Source organism: Streptomyces sp. NPDC026538, assembly GCF_055567535.1.
Genome location: NZ_JBVHQG010000002.1, coordinates 77,982 through 95,514 on the forward strand (window position 1 = coordinate 77,982; position 17,533 = coordinate 95,514).

Below are 17,533 nucleotides of genomic sequence, written 5' to 3' on the forward strand. Positions count from 1 at the left end.
TCATTTCTATGCTCAGTTCTGCTCGTGTATTGACCAATCTCGCGTGGCAGCGCACGATTCCGTCATCGAAATTGACGAGTTTTGACGAGAGGGTGGCGTGTGGACGACGACATGCCCGACGTGCTGCTGACCGGGCTGCTCTTCTACGACCTCGTCCTCACGGGGCTCGGGAAGCCGCCGACACCGGGCGAGGAGGTCTGGACGGCCGGCATGGGCTGCGGCCCCGGCGGCATCGCGAACCTCGCGGTGGCGGCGTCCCGCTTCGGCCTGCGCACCTCGCTGGCCACGGTCTTCGGCGACGACTTCTACGGCGCCTACTGCCGGCAGGTCCTCGCCGGGCAGGAAGGCGTCGACCTCTCCCTCTCCCGGGTCGCGGACGACTGGCCCACCCCGGTCACCGTCGCCCTCGCCCACGGACAGGACCGGGCCCTGGTCACCCACGGCTCGGAGCCGCCGTACTCGCAGGACGTGCTGATGGGCGACCCGCCCGAGGCCCGCACCGCCCTCGTCCACATCGAGGCCGACCCCCGCGAGTGGATCGCCAAGGCCGCCGCCAACGGCACCCGGATCTACGCCGACGTCGGCTGGGACCCCACCCAGCAGTGGTCCCGCGACCTCCTCGACCAACTCACCCTGTGCCACGCCTTCCTCCCCAACGAGACCGAGGCGATGGCCTACACCCGCACCGACAGCGCGGTCGCGGCCCTCGGCACCCTCGCCGAACTGGTCCCGGTGGCCGTGGTGACCCGCGGCGGCGACGGCGCGGTGGCCGTCGACCAGACCACCGGCGAGTTCGCGGAGGTCCCGGCCCTCGCCGTGGACGTCCTCGACGCGACGGGCGCCGGCGACGTCTTCGGGGCGAGCTTCGTCACCGCCTCGCTCGCCGGCTGGCCGCTGGACGAACGGCTGCGGTTCGCCGTACTCGCCGCCGGTCTCTCCGTCGGCCACCACGGCGGGGCACTGGCCGCTCCCGGCTGGTACGGCGTCGACCGCTGGTGGCGCTCGCTCACCGACCCCGATCTGAAACGCGCCTACGGCTTCCTCACGGACCGCCTGCCGGCCGACCCCGGCCCGCCGGTCCGCCACGCACCCGTCACACCCCCAGCACGGCAGTACTGAGCCCCCCACGCTCCATATGAAAGTCCCGAACAGATCCGAAAGATCCGAAAGGCGGTGGGAGCTGTGCGGCTCTCACGTAGAGGCCTGCTGCGCGCAGGCCTGGCCGGTACGGCCGCCACGGCACTCGGCGGCCTGGCATCCGGCTGTGCCGTTCCGACCGGTTCCACCGGCCGGAACATGGTCCTGTGGTACTGGGACGGCGGCCTCGGCGACACGGTCATCAAGAACGCCAAGGCCCGCTACGACGCGAACGTCGATCTGCAGGCCATCAAGATCGGCGGCTACTACCGGTCGAAGCTGCTCACCACGATGACCGGCCGGGCCCGCATCCCGGACATCGCCGGACTAAAGGGCGAGGACATGGCGTCCTACCTGCCCAACGCGAACCAGTTCGTGGACCTGCGCACGCTGGGCGCGGACAAGTACAAGAACCAGTTCCTGTCCTGGAAGTGGGACCAGGGCATCGCCGACGACGGCACCATGGTCGGCTTCCCGATCGACTGCGGCCCGGTCGCGCACTTCTACCAGTACCAGGTCTTCCAGAAGGCCGGACTGCCCTACGAACCCGACGACGTCTCCGCCGAACTGAACACCTGGGAGAAGTTCTTCGCCGCCGGCGAGCAGCTGAAGAAGCGGATCCCGGGGACCTGCCTGCTCTCCGACGTCAACGCGGTCTTCGAGAACGTGGTGCAGCAGGGCAGCCGGCGGTACGTCGACAAGGACCGGCACTTCATCGGCGACCAGGACCACGTCCGCCACGCCTGGGCGCTGGCCGTCGAGGCGAAGCAGCGGGGGATCGTCTCGGACCTGGTCAGCGGCACGCCCGACCAGCTCTCCGCACTCCAGGACGGCAAGCTGCCCAGCCAGCTCAACGCCTCCTGGGCCACCAACGACATCAAGACCGGCGTCCCGAAGACCAAGGGCCGCTGGCGGGTGGCCCAGATGCCGGTACGGCCGTCCAACAACGGCGGTTCCTTCCTGTCGATCACCAAGGAGTGCCGCGAGCCCGAGCAGGCGTTCCGGATCATCGCCTGGATGCTGAACGCCGCCAACCAGGCGCAGGGCTTCGTGGACGCGGGGCTCTTCCCGTCCACCCCCGCGTCGTACGCCATGAAGACCCTGCGCGCGCCCGACCCGTTCTTCGGCGGCCAGGTGACGATGGACGTCTTCGGGCCCGCCGCGCAGAAGATCGCGGTCGCCTACAACAGCCCGTTCGACGTGGCGCTCTCGCAGCCCCTCAAGGACGAGATCAAGAACGTCGGCGTCCTCGGCAAGAACCCCGAGCAGGCCTGGAAGGACGCCATGAGCAAGTGCCGGCGCATCGCCAAGCACCTGGGGGTGAGCTACTGATGGCCACCGCACTGGAGAAGCCCCCGGTGACCGTGGAACGGACCACCACGGCCGGTCCCCGTACCGGATTCCGCAAGTACTGGCACCTCTACGCCGCGATCTCCCCCTTCTATCTCCTCTTCCTCTGCTTCGGCCTGATCCCGGTCGGCTTCTCGCTCTACGTCTCCCTGCACCGCTGGGACGGCCTCGGCTCGATGGAGTGGGCGGGCCTGTCGCAGTACCGGTACCTGGTGAGCGACACCGACTTCTGGACCGCGGTCGGGAACACGATCATCATCTGGGCGCTCGCCACCTTCCCCATGATCTTCCTGGCGATGGTGACGGCCGTGATGCTCAACTCGGCGGTCCGCTTCAAGAACGTCTACCGCTTCGCCTACTTCCTGCCCAACGTCACCTCGGTGGTCGCGATCGCGATCATCTTCGGTTCGGTGTTCTCCACCAACTTCGGCCTGGTGAACGCCTTCCTGCAGGCGGTGGGACTCGACCAGGTCGCCTGGCTGAACACCCCGTGGGGCATCAAGGTCGCCATCGCCACGCTGATGACCTGGCAGTGGACCGGTTACAACGCGATCATCTTCCTCGCCGGACTGCAGACCATCCCCGGCGAACTGTACGAAGCGGCCCGCATGGACGGCGCCGGGCCGATGCAGACCTTCTTCCGGATCACGCTGCCGATGATGCGGCCGGTGCTGCTGTTCGTGCTCGTCGTGTCGACCGTCACCGGTCTGCAGAGCTTCTCCGAACCACAGGTCCTGCTCCAGACCACCGCCAACGACTCGACGTTCGCGGGCGGTCCGGGCCACGCCGGCCAGACCATGGTCCTCTACTTCTTCCAGCAGACCTTCGACAACAACGACTTCGGCTACGGCGCCGCCGTGGCCTGGGGCATCTTCCTCGTCGTCATCATCTTCTCGATCATCAACTGGCGCCTGGTGCAGCGCCGGGGCGAAGACTAGGGAGGCCGCACACCATGGCATCCATACGCACAACCCGCCCCAGGGCCATCAAGGGCACCCGCGGCCGCGGTATCGCCCTGCACGCCGTCCTGATCGTCGGTCTGCTGCTCTCGGCCTTCCCGTTCTACTGGGCCGTGATCATGTCGACGCACACCTCGTCGGAGATCTTCTCCTACCCGCCGAAACTGCTGCCCGGCTCGCACTTCCTGGAGAACGCCCGCAGCCTCTTCGACAACATCGACTTCTTCGGGTCGATGTGGAACTCGCTGCTGGTCGCGGGCTCGGTGACCTTCCTGGTCCTGTTCTTCGACTCGCTGGCGGCCTTCGTCTTCGCCAAGTTCGCCTTCCCCGGCAAGAACGTGCTGTTCGCCCTGCTGATGGTCATCTTCATGGTGCCGGCCCAGCTGTCCGCCATCCCGCAGTTCGTGATCATGGCGAAGCTGGGCTGGATCGGCTCGATGACCTCGCTGATCGTGCCGGCGGCGGCCAACGCGTTCGGCATCTTCTGGATGCGCCAGTACATGAAGGGCGCCATCCACGACGAACTCCTCGACGCCTCCCGCATCGACGGGGCCAACTTCCTCCGCCAGTACTGGCACGTGGCCCTCCCGGTGGTCCGCCCGGGCCTCGCCTTCCTCGGCATCTTCACCTTCATGGGCCAGTGGAACGACTACGCCTGGCCGCTGATCGCCCTCACCAACCCGGACAACGTCACCCTCCAGGTCGCGCTGTCCCAGCTCAACGGCACCCACGGCACCACCGACTACGGAATGGTCATGACCGGCGCACTGCTCGCCCTCGTCCCGCTGCTGATCGTGTTCGCGGTCGGCGCCCGTCAGATCATCGGCGACCTGGCCAAGGGAGCCATCAAGTGACGGACCCGCTGGTGGCCGTCCGCCCCTGGGAGGCACCCGAGGTGACCTCCTGGGGGCGATTGCCCATGAACGCCGTCGACCGGCGCTCCGGAGCACTCCCCCTGGACGGCGACTGGCGCTTCCGGTTGCTGCCCGCTCCGGACGCGCCGGTCGGCGGTGCGTGGACGACGGCACACGTCCCCGGCCCCTGGACCACGCAGGACACGGACGACCTGCCGCAGTACACGAACGTGCGGATGCCGTTCCCCGAATTCCCGCCGCACTCCCCCGCCGCCAACCCGACGGGCGTCTACGAGCGGGAACTGGACGTCCCCGCCGAGTGGGCCGGGCGCCGCGTCGTGCTCCAGGTCGGCGCGGCGCAGAGCGTGCTCCTCGTGCACGTGGACGGGCGGCCCGTGGGCATCTCCAAGGACTCCCATCTGGCCGCCGAGTTCGATCTCACCGAGGTCGTACGTCCCGGCGAGCGGTCGGTCCTGCGGCTCACCGTCGTCAAGTGGTCGGACGCCTCGCACATCGAGGACCAGGACCACTGGTGGCACGGCGGGATCACCCGCTCCGTGCTGCTGTACGCGACCGACCCGCTGTATCTCGCGGACGTGACCGTGCGGGCGCGGCGGGACGGCGAGCTGCGGGTGGACTGCGCCGTTCGGGATGACGGCGGTGCGCTGCCGGACGGCTGGTACGTCACCGGCGACCTGGACGGTGAACTCCTCGCGCAGGACGCCGAGTTCGACCGGCTCAACGCCGAGGACGACCGGATCTCCGACTTCCTGGGCGAGGCCCGCATCCACGCCACCGTGCCCCAGGTGCGCACCTGGAACGCGGAGCAGCCCGAGCTGTACGGGCTGACCGTCCGGCTGCACCGCGCGGACGGCACGGTCACCGACACGTCGTACCACCGCATCGGCTTCCGGGACGTCGAGATCGTCGGCCGGGACCTGCTGGTCAACGGCGAGCGGATCTTCGTTCGCGGCGTCAACCGGCACGACTTCCACCCCCTCACCGGGCGGACGGTGTCGTACGACGACATGCGCGCGGACCTGGTGGTGCTGAAGCGGTTCGGCTTCAACGCGATCCGCACCTCGCACTACCCGAACGACCCCGCGCTCTACGACCTCGCCGACGAGCTGGGCTTCTACGTCGTCGACGAGGCCGACATCGAGTCCCACGACCACGCGCACGAGATCGCCGACGACCCGCGCTATCTGAACGCCTTCGTGGACCGGGTCTCCCGCATGGTGCTGCGGGACAAGAACCATCCGTCGGTCATCATCTGGTCGCTGGGCAACGAGTCCGACTACGGGGCGAACCACGACGCGGCGGCGGGCTGGGTACGGCGGCACGACCCGACCCGGCCGGTCCAGTACGAGGGGGCGGCCAAGCGCGGCTGGGCGGACCGGGACGTGGCCTCCGACATCGCCTGCCCGATGTACGCGCCACTGGAGGACTGCGTGGCGCACGCGCTGTCCGGGGAGCAGACGAAACCGCTGATCCAGTGCGAGTACTCGCACGCCATGGGCAACAGCAACGGCACGCTGGCCGACCACTGGGCTGCCATCGAGTCCACTCCGGGTCTTCAGGGCGGGTTCATCTGGGAGTTCTGGGACCACGGAATTCTCCAGCGGGTGAGCGACGGCAGACCGGTCGGGCGCGCGGGCGCCGGACTGTACGACAACGGTGTCGCCGCGCCCGGCCACCGCTGGGCGTACGGCGGCGACTTCGGCGAGGCCCTGCACGACGGGGCGTTCGTCGCGGACGGCATGGTCTTCCCCGACCGGACCCCCAAACCCGCGATGTACGAGCACCGGGAGATCGCGGCGCCGGTCCGCATCCGGTGCTTCCGGCACGAGGGCATCGTGCTCGCCAACCACCAGCACTTCCGGGGCTTCGACTGGCTGACCGGCACCTGGGAGCTGGCGCTGGCGGACGGCCGTACCCTGACCGGTCCGGCCGAGCTGCCCGAGCTGTGCCCCGGCGAGACCGCGGCCGTACCGCTGCCCTTCGAGGTGCCGGCGGACGGCGGCGAGGCATGGCTGACGCTGCGCGTGACCACGGCCGAGGACCAGGCCTGGGCGCCGGCCGGAACCGAGGTGTGCGCGCCGCAGATCCGGCTGCGGGCCCCCGACCCGGTGCGGGCGACCGTCCCGGGCGGGGCGCGGGTCGAGGTGGACGGCGAGGGCCTGCTGCTGCACCCGCTGCTGACGGCCGCACCGACGCTGTCCCTGTGGCGGGCGCCCACCGACAACGACGAACTGGGCGGGATCGCGCTGCGCTGGCGGGCCTGGGGTCTGGACAGCCTGGTGCGCAAGGCGGTCTCGGTGCACCGGGAACGCGAGCGAAGCGAGACGGGGGTCCCCCCGGCCGAAGGCTGGGGCAGGGTGACCGTGCTCGCCGAGTACGCCGGTACGACGGGAGTCGTCCGGCACCGGCAGGAGTTCACCGCGGTCGCGGGCGGCCTCCGGGTCGAGGAGTCGGCCGAGCTGCCCGCGGAGTTCGACGACGTGGCCCGGGTCGGCTCGGTCTTCGAGACGGTGGCCGGGCTGGATCTGCTGGAGTGGTTCGGTCAGGGTCCCTGGGAGTCGTACCCGGACCGTGCCGCCGGCGCCCCGGTCGGCCACCACTCGCTCCCCGTGGACGAGCTGTTCACCCCGTATCTGCGGCCCCAGGAGAGCGGTGGCCGCCATGGCGTACGACGGTTCACGCTGTCGGCGCCGGACGCCACCGGACTCGCGGTCGAGCTGGACGAGCCCCGCCAGGTATCCGTCAGCCGCTACCGCGCCGAGGACCTCACCGCCGTCACCCACCACGACCAACTCGTGCCCCGGGCCGGCTGCGTGGTCCACATCGACGCCGCGCACCGGGGCCTCGGTACGGCCTCGTGCGGTCCCGACACCTTCCCCTCCTACCTCGTCGCACCGGGCGTCCACCGCTGGAGCTGGACCCTGCGCGTCCTCTGAGATCCCCCCACGCCCTTCGCCGTCACTTCTCCTTATCCACGGAGCACACGTGTGTACGTCGCATGACCACGCCCAGGGCGAGGCCGCACAGGCCGGAGCCGGCAGACGCAACTTCCTCAGGGCCACCGCGCTGCTCGGCGCCGCCGCCACCGCCGGTGTCGCGCTGCCGGCCGTCGCCGAGGCGTCCGCCGGCTCCGGCCGGCGGCCCGACCCGGAGAGCCGTCGCTTCACCCTCGCGGTGATGCCCGACACCCAGTACCTCTTCGACGGGCCGAGCATCAACCCGGCGCCGGTCGAGGCGTCCCTGCGGTATCTCCTGGAGCAGGGCGGTGAGGCCGACGAGAACATCGTCTTCCTGAGCCACCTGGGCGACCTCACCCAGAACGGGGCCGCGGAGGAGTTCGCGGCGATCAGCAAGGCCTTCGGGATCCTGGACCGGCGCGGGGTCGGCTACAGCGTCCTGGCCGGCAACCACGACATCAGGTCGTCCACGGACGACCAGCGCGGGGACACGCCGTACCTGGAGGCCTTCGGGCCGCAGCGCTTCAAGGACAAGCCGACGTTCGGCGGAGCCTCTCCGGACGGCTACAACACCTACCACCTGTTCCGGGCGGCCGGGCGCGAGTGGCTGGTGCTGGCGCTGGACTGGCGGCTGTCGGCGAAGGGGTACGCCTGGGCGAAGGACGTCATCGCCCGGCACCCGAAGGCGCCGGTCATCCTCACCACCCACGAACTGGTCGTGGACGACGACACGTTGTCGGACTACGGGCAGCAGCTGTGGGACCAGCTGATCGACGAGCACGACCAGATCTTCCTCACCCTGAACGGCCACTTCTGGCCGGCCCGCCGCGCCACCCGCGAGAACGCGGCCGGCAACGACGTGCACCTGCACCTGACGAACTACCAGAACCGCTACTTCGGCGGCGCGGCGATGATCCGCCTCTACCACTTCGACCTGGACCGGAACGTCATCGACGTGGAGACGGTCTCGCCGTGGATCCTCGGCCGGGCCAAGAAGGGCCTCAACGAGCTGGAGCGGCAGGAGATGGAGCTGAGCGGCGACGGCGACCGCTTCTCCGTCGACATCGACTTCGAGGACCGCTTCGCCGGCTTCGCCCCGGTGCCGGTCCGTCCGGCGCGGCCCGCCTCGCAGCTGCTGGTCCGGGGCACGGCCGCCTACTGGAGGTTCGACTCGGCGGTCTCCGGTACGGTCCGTGACCTGTCCGGCCACGGCAACGACCTCACCGTGGTCTCGGTGGGCGGCGGCACCCTCGGCTGGTCGGCGGACCACCACCCGGACCAGCCGGGCCACGGCAGCCTGGAGTTCACCGGCTACAAGTCGCCGCTGCGGGGTGCGTATCTGCGGACGATCGACGGCGCCCCGCTCAACTCGGCGACTTTCAAGGACGGTTACACCATCGAGGCGTTCTACTGGCTGCCCGCCGACTGGGACGCCTCGCACAACGCCTGGTCGGGCCTGGTCAGCCGGACCGGCCGCAACGGCTCGGTCGGCACGGTCACCGACGACCCGGACGAGCCGCTCGCCACCCTGTCCATCTCCGACGGGCCGGGTCCGCAGTGGGCGATGCACCCGCTCAACCAGCAGCAGCTGGTCACCAACTGGGGCGACGAGACCGCCCGTGAGACCTGGTGGCACCTCGCCGTCGTCAACGACGGACGGCACACCACGATGTACGTCCAGGGCTGCCCGGTGGCCCGCAACCCGCACGCCGCCGCGACCGGCATCGCCTCGGCCGGGAAGCCCTGGCTGCTCGGCGGCTACGAGTACGCGGACCGGATCGACCAGATCCTGCACGGCCGCCTCGGCGACGTCCGGATCGTCTCCCGGGCGCTGCCCGTCTCCTCCTTCATGACCCACTGACCCCCGTCACGAGGATCATCATCATGACCGAGCAGCAGCTGCCCAGCTGGGCCGATCCTGCCGTCTCCCCCGCCGACCTGGACGCCCAGGGCGTGTCCCGCCGCGGACTCCTGCGCCGCGCGGGCCTGTTCGGTGCCGCGTTCGCCCTCGGCTCGGCGGCCACCCCCGCGTCGGCCGCCACCGGACGGGGTCTCGGCGGCGCCGACCCCCGCCTCGCCTACCTGGTCGGCGACCACCACGTCCACTCCGTGTACAGCCACGACGCGAAGTACACGTTCTCCCAGCAGGCCCGGGCCGCCGCCCGGTTCGGCCTGGACTGGATGGTGTTCAACGAGCACTCCAACTTCGGGCACGCCTACTACGGCGCGAAGCTGGAGCACGCGGAGATCCTCGAGGCCCGCCGGGAGAACCCGCGTCAGCTGATCTTCCAGGGCCTGGAGTGGTACATCCCGGCCGCCGAGCACGCCACCGTGTTCGCCGCGCCGGGTCGCCACGAGACCGACCTGCTCACGCAGTTCGAGCTGGCCTACGACGGCAAGCTGCTCGGCTACGACAAGGGCGGCGCGGCCGACGCGGACACCGCGCGCAACGAGGCGCACGCCGTCAAGGCCATCAGGTGGCTGGCCGAGCAGCGCCGTACGGGCTATGTCGACGACGTCCTCGTCCTCGCCAACCACCCGCTGCGGCTGGGCATCGACTCGCCGGGCGAGATGCGCAACTGGCGGGACGCGGCCCCCGAGATCATGATCGGCATGGAGGGCGCGCCCGGCGCCCAGGGCGCCGCGATCCCCGGCTGGCGCGGCGCCACCTCGATCCGCGGCGAGTACGAGAACAAGCCCTCCGCACAGTCCTGGGCGGGCTACCCGGCGGACGCGTACCTGACGTACGGCGGTTTCGACTGGGCTACGGCGACGGTGGGCGGCCTGTGGGACGCGATGCTGTCGGAGGGTCGTCTGTTCACCATCACCACCAACTCCGACAATCACCGGACGGTCTTCGACACCTGGAAGAACGGCGACTGGCCGCCGGGGCAGAACTTCGACAACACCGGCCGGCTGCCGGACCCGGTGAACACCGACACGCCGCAGCCCGGCAGCGACTTCTGGCCCGGCGAGTTCAGCCGCACCCACGTCGGCGTCACCCGGTACGGCTACCGTGCGGTGATGGCGGGGCTGCGGGCGGGCCGGGTCTGGCTGGACCACGGGCATCTGCTGGACGGCCTGGACGTCCGCCTGAAGCGGGACCGCGACCACGGCGACGGCGTCACCCTGGGCGGCCGGCTGCGGGTGCGCAGGGGCGAGCGGATCACTCTGAACGTGACGGTGACGACGGCGTCCCGGGTCAACGCCCGGGGAATCCTGCCCGGGTTGGCGCACGTGGACGTGATCCGGGGCGCGGTGCGCGGTCCGGTCGCCGACCGCGACACCTGGCAGGCACCCGACACCAGGGTCGTCCAGACGAAGGACGTGTCCGGCCGCGAGGGCACGTACACCCTGCGCATCCCGCTCACCGCGGGCGACGAGTCCTTCTACGTCCGGCTGCGGGGCAGCGACGGCAACCGGAACGGCACCGGCTACCTGGGCGCGTCCGTCGACCCGCACGGCCCGATCACCCACGAGCCGGGCAACGGCGACCCGTGGGCGGACACGTGGTTCTATTCCAACCCCATCTTCGTGGATGTGGTGGGTTCCTGACGATTCGTCGTCCATTCGCTCACCTTGCGTGACCGCCGGGGCGTGGTAGGCGTGCGTGAATCGTGTCCGACTCGCTACAGAGAGTTGGAGAACGATTGCCTGCGGCGCCCCGGCGCTGCCATTTCACCGCCGGCCCACCATCACGGAGAACGTTGCCAATTCCCGGCGGGACGCCATTCCGCGAACGAAGAACCTGACCCGGGAACAGGGTCGACAATTCTCGGGACCATAATTCGAAACAAAGCGGGCCGACACCCCGGGAATAACCGTCGAAATCACGCCGGGCGATCGTACGCGGTCTCATATGCGCCGGAAAACAGCCCCCTCCACCGCGTAGATTTATGCAGCGGGCGACCACATACTGCATACATCGAACAGGTAAGCGGAACCGTTCCGCGCCAAGCGGACCCCTCATCGAGCGGTCTGGAGCGATCCTCAAGCGATCGTCATTCACCACTCACGCACTTACCCACACGACGAACGACACAAGACGCGGAACATAACCGGACCAGAGCCGCAACACGGACTTTCTGCCCGCGAGGGCGGGCCGCTGGGCGTCGTCGACCCCGTCGTAGAAGTCGATGCGGCAAACCCCTCCCCATGGGGGCTCCGGCCCGGGGAGTTGCCATCCCGTGCCGCCGTTTCCGAGCAGGTGGTGTTTACTGGGTGTCGGTCTGAACCTCGACGGGTCCAGGCCCTTTCCGGGAGGCTCCGGGGGTGGTTCCCCGGGGCCTCCTCATTTTCCCCCGCGTTTACATCTGGGCCCGCCGCCGCTCATCTGCGGGAAATATTCGTACCGCGAACCGCATAGGCTTTCAATGGTGCACTCCCGGAAAAACCCGTATCGATCATGCTCCACCAGGGAGATGTGATGGAGGCCACAGCCCTGTCGAGCCGTGTACGGGAACTCCCTCTCGCGAGGGAGATGATTTCCCGGGGACCCGCGACAGGAAAGTTCGCTCTCTGTCATCCGTGACTGGCGATTTCCTCGGGCAGGGGGGTAGCTTGTGAAAAGTCTTCGCCTCGCAGCCCGGACTAACCACCCGGGCCGACAACGCGAGGGAGAGGACCTGGACCCGTCGTCCGGGTGTGCCGCAGCCAGCGTCACACCCGGGATCCCCGCCCGCACCGGCAAGAAGGACCTCAGACCGATGAACACCGCCATCGCCGATGGCTTCGGCACATCTCCCGTCCCGCGCCCGCACCGGGACGTCCCGTCGCATCTGACGCTGCGTGACCCCCAGGACCCGGTACGGCGGCCCGGCCGCCCGCCCGTGGCCACGGCCCGCGCGACCCGGGCCTGACCATGGTCCCCAGGGTCGACGCCTTCCGGACCGGCGACGTCCTCAACGGACGCCAGCCCATGCCCGCCGGCAGCTTTCTCGCCCGACTTCCCGGCGCCGACTGGCCGTTGCTGGTCAGCGAGTGGGGCGCGGACAGCCGTGTCTACGAACGCGACGAGGAACTGCCCATCGGACCGGCGGACGAACAGGTGCACATCGTCCTCGGCGGCTGCGTCCGCCAGGAGCGTCACCCCTTCGGCGCCGCCGAGGGCGCGCCCCGGATCACCCGCTTCCGTGGCGTCGGTCAACTGCTCGGCGAGGCCAAGCTCATCGAGCCGGGCGCCGCGGTCCGGACGACCTGCCTCACCACGACCTGGGTCATGCCCTGCCCCGTGCAGCCCATGAACATCCTGCTGCGCAGGCGCCCGCGGATCCAACTGGCCCTGCTGCGCAGCCTGGAGGACCGCAGCCGCACCGACGAGAAGATCTACGGCACCATGACCCGGACGCCGCTGGCGCGGGTGGGCGCGCTGCTCGTCCATCTCGCCGAGATCGCCGGCACGACCGACGCCGCCGCCCCCGGCCACATCACCATCCTGGGCCCGAGCCAGAAGGACATCGCGGACGCCCTGCTCCTCGGTGTCTCGACCGTGGAGAACACGCTCCGTCGGCTGCGCACCCCCGACCAGGACAGCGGTCTGCCCGCGGACGGCATCCTGCGCAGCGGGTACCGCCAGTTCGTGGTGACGGACCTTCCGCTGCTCCGCACCATCGCCACGATCTCGTAGCTCCCGCCCGACCCGCTCCCCCGTCCCCACGCCACGAGCCTTCCCGGCCCCTTCCCGAGGGGTGTTCGTGCGTTTTCATGAACGGATCACCGCCATGATGTCCAGTTCCACCGCGTTGGCCTCCGCCGACACGGCCACCGTCCTGGTGAGCGCCGCCTCGGGCGCGGCCGCCACCGCCCTCGGCATCCTCGGTCTGCTCCACTACCGCAAGGTGCTGGCCTGGGTGAAGCGGATGCGCGAGGCCGACGACGACGCCCAGGACTTCGAGGACGCCTCGACCTACCTCAGGAGGCTCGTCGAGATGCTGTGCGAGTGGGCCCACAAGCCGTGCCGCGCGGCGGACTTCGAGCCGTTGCACGGCCTGCGCCATCTCCTCGAGGACGCGGCGCAGGCCACGGAGCCGATCCGCCCCGAACTCCAGGCCGTCGTGGAGCGCCTGGACCGCTATCTGCCCACGGTGCTCCCCGCGCCGCCGACCGCCGGAAGGGTCGAGATCACCGCGCTCAACACGCAGCTGGCGGCCGCGATGACGCAGGAACACGCCCGCATCGAGCTCAAGAAAGCGGTCAGCACCGCACAGCAGCGGATCCGCACGCTGCGCAGGCCCACCTGATCAGGCGTAGAACCGCGACAGACTCTGCAGCACGGCGGCCGGCTTGGTGCCGCCCTCGATCTCGATGGTCCCCTCCACGGCGATCTGCACCCCGCCCGGCACCTCCTCGACCTCCGCCAGCCGGGCGGCCAGCCGGATCCGGGAGCCGGCCTTCACCGGGGACGGGAAACGCACCTTGTTCAGGCCGTAGTTGACCTTCGTGGTGACGCCCCGGACGTCCAGCAGCTCGGTGAAGAGGGGGATGAACAACGACAACGTGAGACAGCCGTGGGCGATCGGGGCGCCGAAGGGGCCCTCGGCGGCGCGCTCGGGGTCGACGTGGATCCACTGGTGGTCGCCGGTCGCGTCGGCGAAGGTGTCGATGCGGTCCTGGGTGACCTCGATCCACTCGCTTTCCCCCAGGTCGCTGCCCGCGAGCTTCTTCAGTTCGTCGAGGCCGTTGACGGTGACGCTCATGTCGCTGTCCTTAGCTATGAGTTGGCGGATCCGTAGCGTTTGCGCACACGGGACTTGAGGAGCTTCCCGGCGGCGGTGCGCGGGAGTTCGTCCGCGAGCACCACCGACTTCGGGAGCTTGTACTTGGCGAGCCGGCCGGACAGGGAGGCCAGCACCGCGTCGGGGTCGAGGGCGGCGCCTTCTCGGGGGACGACCACCGCACGCGGCACCTCGCCCCACTTGTCGTCCGGCACGCCGATCACCGCGCACTCCACGATGTCGGGGTCGGCGAGGAGCAGGTCCTCGATCTCGGCGGGGTAGATGTTCTCGCCACCGGAGATGATCATGTCCTTGAGGCGGTCGACGATGTAGACGTAACCGTCCTCGTCGACCCGGGCCGCGTCCCCGCTGCGGAACCAGCCGTCCGCGAAAGCGGCCGCCGTCTCCTCCGGCAACCCCCAGTAGCCGGGCATCACATGCGGGCCGCGGACCATGACCTCGCCGGGTTCGTCGACGTCGGCCGGGGTCAGGTCGGGCCGTACCACCCGTACGTCGCTGAAGAAGTGCGGCACGCCCGCCGAGCCCGCCTTGCCGATCGCGTGCTCGGCGTCGAGGAAGAGGGTGCCGGGCGAGGCCTCGGTCATGCCGTAGCCCTGGAGGAAGGTCAGCCCGCGTTCCTGGTAGGCCGCGATCAGCGGGGTCGGGACCGGGGAGCCGCCGCAGGTGAGGATGCGCAGGGAGGAGAGATCGGTGGCCTGCCAGCGCGGGTGGCGGGCCACCTGGTCGAACATCGTCGGCACCCCGAACATGAAGGTGATCCGGTGTTCCTCGATCAGGTCGAGGGTCGCCTCCGGGTCGAAGGCCGCCACCAGGACACAGGTACCGCCCTTCAGGAGGACCGGCAGGGTGAGCATGTTGAGGCCCGCCGTGTGGAACAACGGGGCCGAGACCAGGGCGCGTTCGTCGGCGATCAGGTCGGTGTCGACCAGGACGTTGACCGCGTTCCAGGTCAGGTTGGCGTGCGTGAGCATCGCGCCCTTGGGGCGGCCGGTCGTCCCCGAGGTGTACATGATGATGCAGGTGTCGTCGGGGGAGACGGGTTCGTCGATCGGGTCGTCCACCGCCGACGCGAGCGACTCCTCGTACTCGGGGCCGACTTCGACGTACGTCCGGACGTCGGTGGTGCCGGGCAGGCCCGCGACGAGACCGGCGTGCGAGGGGCCGTACAGGAGGGCCTTGGCGCCGGAGTCGGCGAGCTGGTAGGCGATCTCCGGGCCGGCCAGGCGGGTGTTGAGCGGGACGAAGACCGCGCCGAGGGTGCCGGCCGCGAAGAGGGTCTCCAGGTAGGCGGGGTGGTTGGGGCCGAGGTAGGCGACGCGGTCGCCGCGGCGGACGCCCCGGGTGCGCAGGGCGTGCGCGAGACGGGTGGTGCGCGTGTACAACGTGCGGTAGTCGGTGGTCTGTTCACCGTGTACCAGCGCCGTGCGGTGCGGGGTCTTGCGGGCCCGGCGTGCGGGCCACGACCCCAGTCCCTCGTTGCGCATCTCGGCCCCTTACGGCTTGGTCAGTCCGAGCAGACGGGCGGCGTTCTCCTTGAGGATCTTCGGCCGGACCTCGTCCTTGACCGGCAGCTTCGCGAAGTCGGCGAGCCACCGGTCGGGGGTGAGGACGGGGAAGTCGGAGCCGAACAGCACCTTGTCCTTGAGCAGCGTGTTGGCGTACTGGACCAGTTGCGGCGGGAAGTACTTCGGCGACCAGCCGGACAGGTCGATGTGCACGCCCGGCTTGTGGGTGGCGACCGCCAGGGCCTCGTCCTGCCAGGGGAAGGACGGATGCGCCAGGATGATCTTCAGGTGCGGGAAGTCGGCCGCCACGTCGTCCACGTGCAGCGGGTTGGAGTACTTCAGCCTGATCCCGCCGCCGCCCGGGACGCCGGCGCCGATGCCGGTCTGGCCGGTGTGGAAGAGGGCGATGGTGCCGGTCTCCTCGATCACCTCGTAGAGGCCGTACGCCACCGCGCGGTCGTCGGGGAAGAAGCCCTGGATGCTGGGGTGGAACTTGAAGCCCTTGACGCCGTACTCCTCGACCAGGCGGCGGGCCTGCCGGACTCCCGCCTTGCCGCGGAAGGGGTCGACGGAGGCGAAGGGGATCAGGACGTCCGCGTTGGCGGCGGCCGCCTCGGCGACCTCCTCGTTGGGGACGGGCGCGGTGCCGGTCGCGGACTCGGCGTCCACCGTGAAGATCACGGCGGCCATGTTCCGCTCACGGTAGTAGGCGGCGGTCTCCTCGATGGTCGGCTTCCGCTTGCCCTCGACCTTGAAGTAGGCGGAGGAGGCGTCGTGCAGGTCGTCGTCGAGGGAGGAGTGCCCCTTGGCGGAGACCTCGGCGTGGGTGTGGACGTCGATCGCCGTGAGTGCCTCGATGTCCATCACGCCTCCGGGAGTCGGGGCGCCGGGATGCCGACCGTCTGGAGCTCGGCGCCGATCGTCGTGGGGAAGGCGTCGGCCAGGGTGTCGGGGGTCCAGCCGCCGTCGGCGTAGGCGGCCCTGATCTCCTGCGGGTGCGACCAGAGTGCCACCTTGTCGCCGCCGATGCCGATGGCCTGGCCGGTGATGGAGCGGGCGGCCGCGGAGGCGAGGAAGGGGACGACGGCCGCGCAGTCCTCGGGGGTGCCGAAGCCCTCGCCCTTGCGCAGCAGGTCCGGCAGCGGTTCACCGTTCTTCATGGCCTCGACGTACGGGGCGAAGGCGGGGATGGTCTCGGTCATCGCGGTGGCGGCCACCGGGACGATCGCGTTGACCGTGATGTTCGCCCGGCCCAGCTCCATCGACCAGGTACGGGCCATGGCGGCGATGCCGGCCTTGGCGGCGGCGTAGTTGGTCTGACCGAAGTTGCCGCGCTGGCCGGCCGGGGAGCCGACAAGGATCAGGGTGCCGCCCTCGCCCTGCTCGCGCATCCGGACGGCGGCGGCGCGGGCGCAGGTGAAGGTGCCCCTGAGGTGGGTGGTGAGCACCGCGTCGAAGTCGTCGTCGGTCATCTTCCACAGCACCTTGTCGCGCAGGATGCCCGCGTTGGTGACCAGGACGTCGAGCCGCCCGAACTCCGCCACGGCCCGGGCGACCAGCCGGTCCGCGGCCTCGCTCGTGCCGACCGGGACCACCTCGGCGACGGCGGTGCCGCCGGCCTCGGTGATGGACTTCACGGCCTGCTCGGCGACGGCCTCGTCCACGTCGTTGACGACCACGCGGGCGCCGTGGGCGGCGAGTGCGTGGGCGTAGGCGAGGCCGAGGCCCCGGCCGCTGCCGGTGACGACGGCGGCCTTGCCGGTGAGATCGATGCTGGGCACGGGCGATGTCCCTTCGGGTACGACGGGTGCGGCTTGCGGGTACGACGGATGCGGCTTCTCGGATGAGAGGCGAGGGGGGCTTCGAGATCGAAGCTAAGAGCAATAATTGTTGTCGTCAATAGTTGTTGCCCATCCACGGGTGCGCCATGCTGGAATCCGCGCCACAGACCGCCCCGCCGCCGGGGCCCGGAGCAGGGAGACGGCCATCACCCGCCAGCACACCGAGAACCCGACC

General features: G+C 70.0%; 14 protein-coding genes. 10 read left to right on the forward strand and 4 right to left on the reverse strand.

Translation table 11 applies throughout. The features are described 5' to 3' along the window. Positions 1–99: 99 nt before the first annotated feature. From ACZ4N4_RS07305 to ACZ4N4_RS07350, 10 genes are all read left to right on the forward strand, one after another. Positions 100–1,119 carry a carbohydrate kinase family protein gene (locus ACZ4N4_RS07305; protein ID WP_453567565.1) on the forward strand — a complete coding sequence of 340 codons (1,020 nt, stop codon included), beginning with the start codon at positions 100–102 and terminating at the stop codon, positions 1,117–1,119. A 63-nt stretch (positions 1,120–1,182) separates the two neighbouring features. Next, complete coding sequence (locus ACZ4N4_RS07310; RefSeq protein WP_467585505.1) at positions 1,183–2,469, forward strand: extracellular solute-binding protein; 1,287 nt, start codon at positions 1,183–1,185, stop codon at positions 2,467–2,469. Next, positions 2,469–3,425, forward strand: a complete 957-nt coding sequence (locus ACZ4N4_RS07315; protein WP_453567561.1) for a carbohydrate ABC transporter permease — start codon at positions 2,469–2,471, stop codon at positions 3,423–3,425. Before ACZ4N4_RS07310 ends, ACZ4N4_RS07315 begins: the two co-directional genes overlap by 1 nt. 14 nt (positions 3,426–3,439) lie before the next feature. Continuing rightward, a complete protein-coding gene (locus tag ACZ4N4_RS07320; protein WP_453567559.1) occupies positions 3,440–4,300 on the forward strand; it encodes a carbohydrate ABC transporter permease in 861 nt (286 codons plus the stop codon). After that, entirely contained in the window at positions 4,297–7,257 is a 2,961-nt protein-coding gene (locus tag ACZ4N4_RS07325) for a glycoside hydrolase family 2 TIM barrel-domain containing protein (protein ID WP_467585508.1), read from the forward strand. The genes ACZ4N4_RS07320 and ACZ4N4_RS07325 overlap by 4 nt, the downstream gene beginning before the upstream one ends. Positions 7,258–7,306: 49 nt before the next feature. Next, positions 7,307–9,139, forward strand: a complete 1,833-nt coding sequence (locus ACZ4N4_RS07330; RefSeq protein ID WP_467585511.1) for a LamG-like jellyroll fold domain-containing protein — start codon at positions 7,307–7,309, stop codon at positions 9,137–9,139. 23 nt (positions 9,140–9,162) lie between these two features. Beyond that, positions 9,163–10,833 carry a CehA/McbA family metallohydrolase domain-containing protein gene (locus tag ACZ4N4_RS07335; protein WP_467585514.1) on the forward strand — a complete coding sequence of 557 codons (1,671 nt, stop codon included), beginning with the start codon at positions 9,163–9,165 and terminating at the stop codon, positions 10,831–10,833. 1,151 nt (positions 10,834–11,984) lie between these two features. Next, positions 11,985–12,137, forward strand: a complete 153-nt coding sequence (locus ACZ4N4_RS07340) for a hypothetical protein (protein ID WP_453567551.1) — start codon at positions 11,985–11,987, stop codon at positions 12,135–12,137. 2 nt (positions 12,138–12,139) lie between these two features. Then, entirely contained in the window at positions 12,140–12,904 is a 765-nt protein-coding gene (locus ACZ4N4_RS07345; RefSeq protein ID WP_453567549.1) for a Crp/Fnr family transcriptional regulator, read from the forward strand. Between the two features lie 67 nt (positions 12,905–12,971). Next, entirely contained in the window at positions 12,972–13,517 is a 546-nt protein-coding gene (locus ACZ4N4_RS07350; RefSeq protein WP_467585517.1) for a hypothetical protein, read from the forward strand. Here the strand turns inward: ACZ4N4_RS07350 and ACZ4N4_RS07355 are convergent, their stop codons facing one another. From ACZ4N4_RS07355 to ACZ4N4_RS07370, 4 genes are read right to left on the reverse strand one after another with little or no spacing between them, the layout of a single operon-like run. Beyond that, a complete protein-coding gene (locus tag ACZ4N4_RS07355; RefSeq protein ID WP_453567546.1) occupies positions 13,518–13,973 on the reverse strand; it encodes a MaoC family dehydratase in 456 nt (151 codons plus the stop codon). 14 nt (positions 13,974–13,987) lie between these two features. Continuing rightward, complete coding sequence (locus ACZ4N4_RS07360; protein WP_467585520.1) at positions 13,988–15,496, reverse strand: acyl-CoA synthetase; 1,509 nt, start codon at positions 15,494–15,496, stop codon at positions 13,988–13,990. 9 nt (positions 15,497–15,505) lie between these two features. Continuing rightward, entirely contained in the window at positions 15,506–16,381 is an 876-nt protein-coding gene (locus tag ACZ4N4_RS07365) for an amidohydrolase family protein (RefSeq protein ID WP_362573186.1), read from the reverse strand. Beyond that, on the reverse strand, positions 16,381–17,298 hold the full coding sequence (locus ACZ4N4_RS07370) for an SDR family NAD(P)-dependent oxidoreductase (RefSeq protein ID WP_467585523.1): 918 nt from the start codon (positions 17,296–17,298) through the stop codon (positions 16,381–16,383). Before ACZ4N4_RS07370 ends, ACZ4N4_RS07365 begins: the two co-directional genes overlap by 1 nt. Positions 17,299–17,533: the final 235 nt, after the last annotated feature.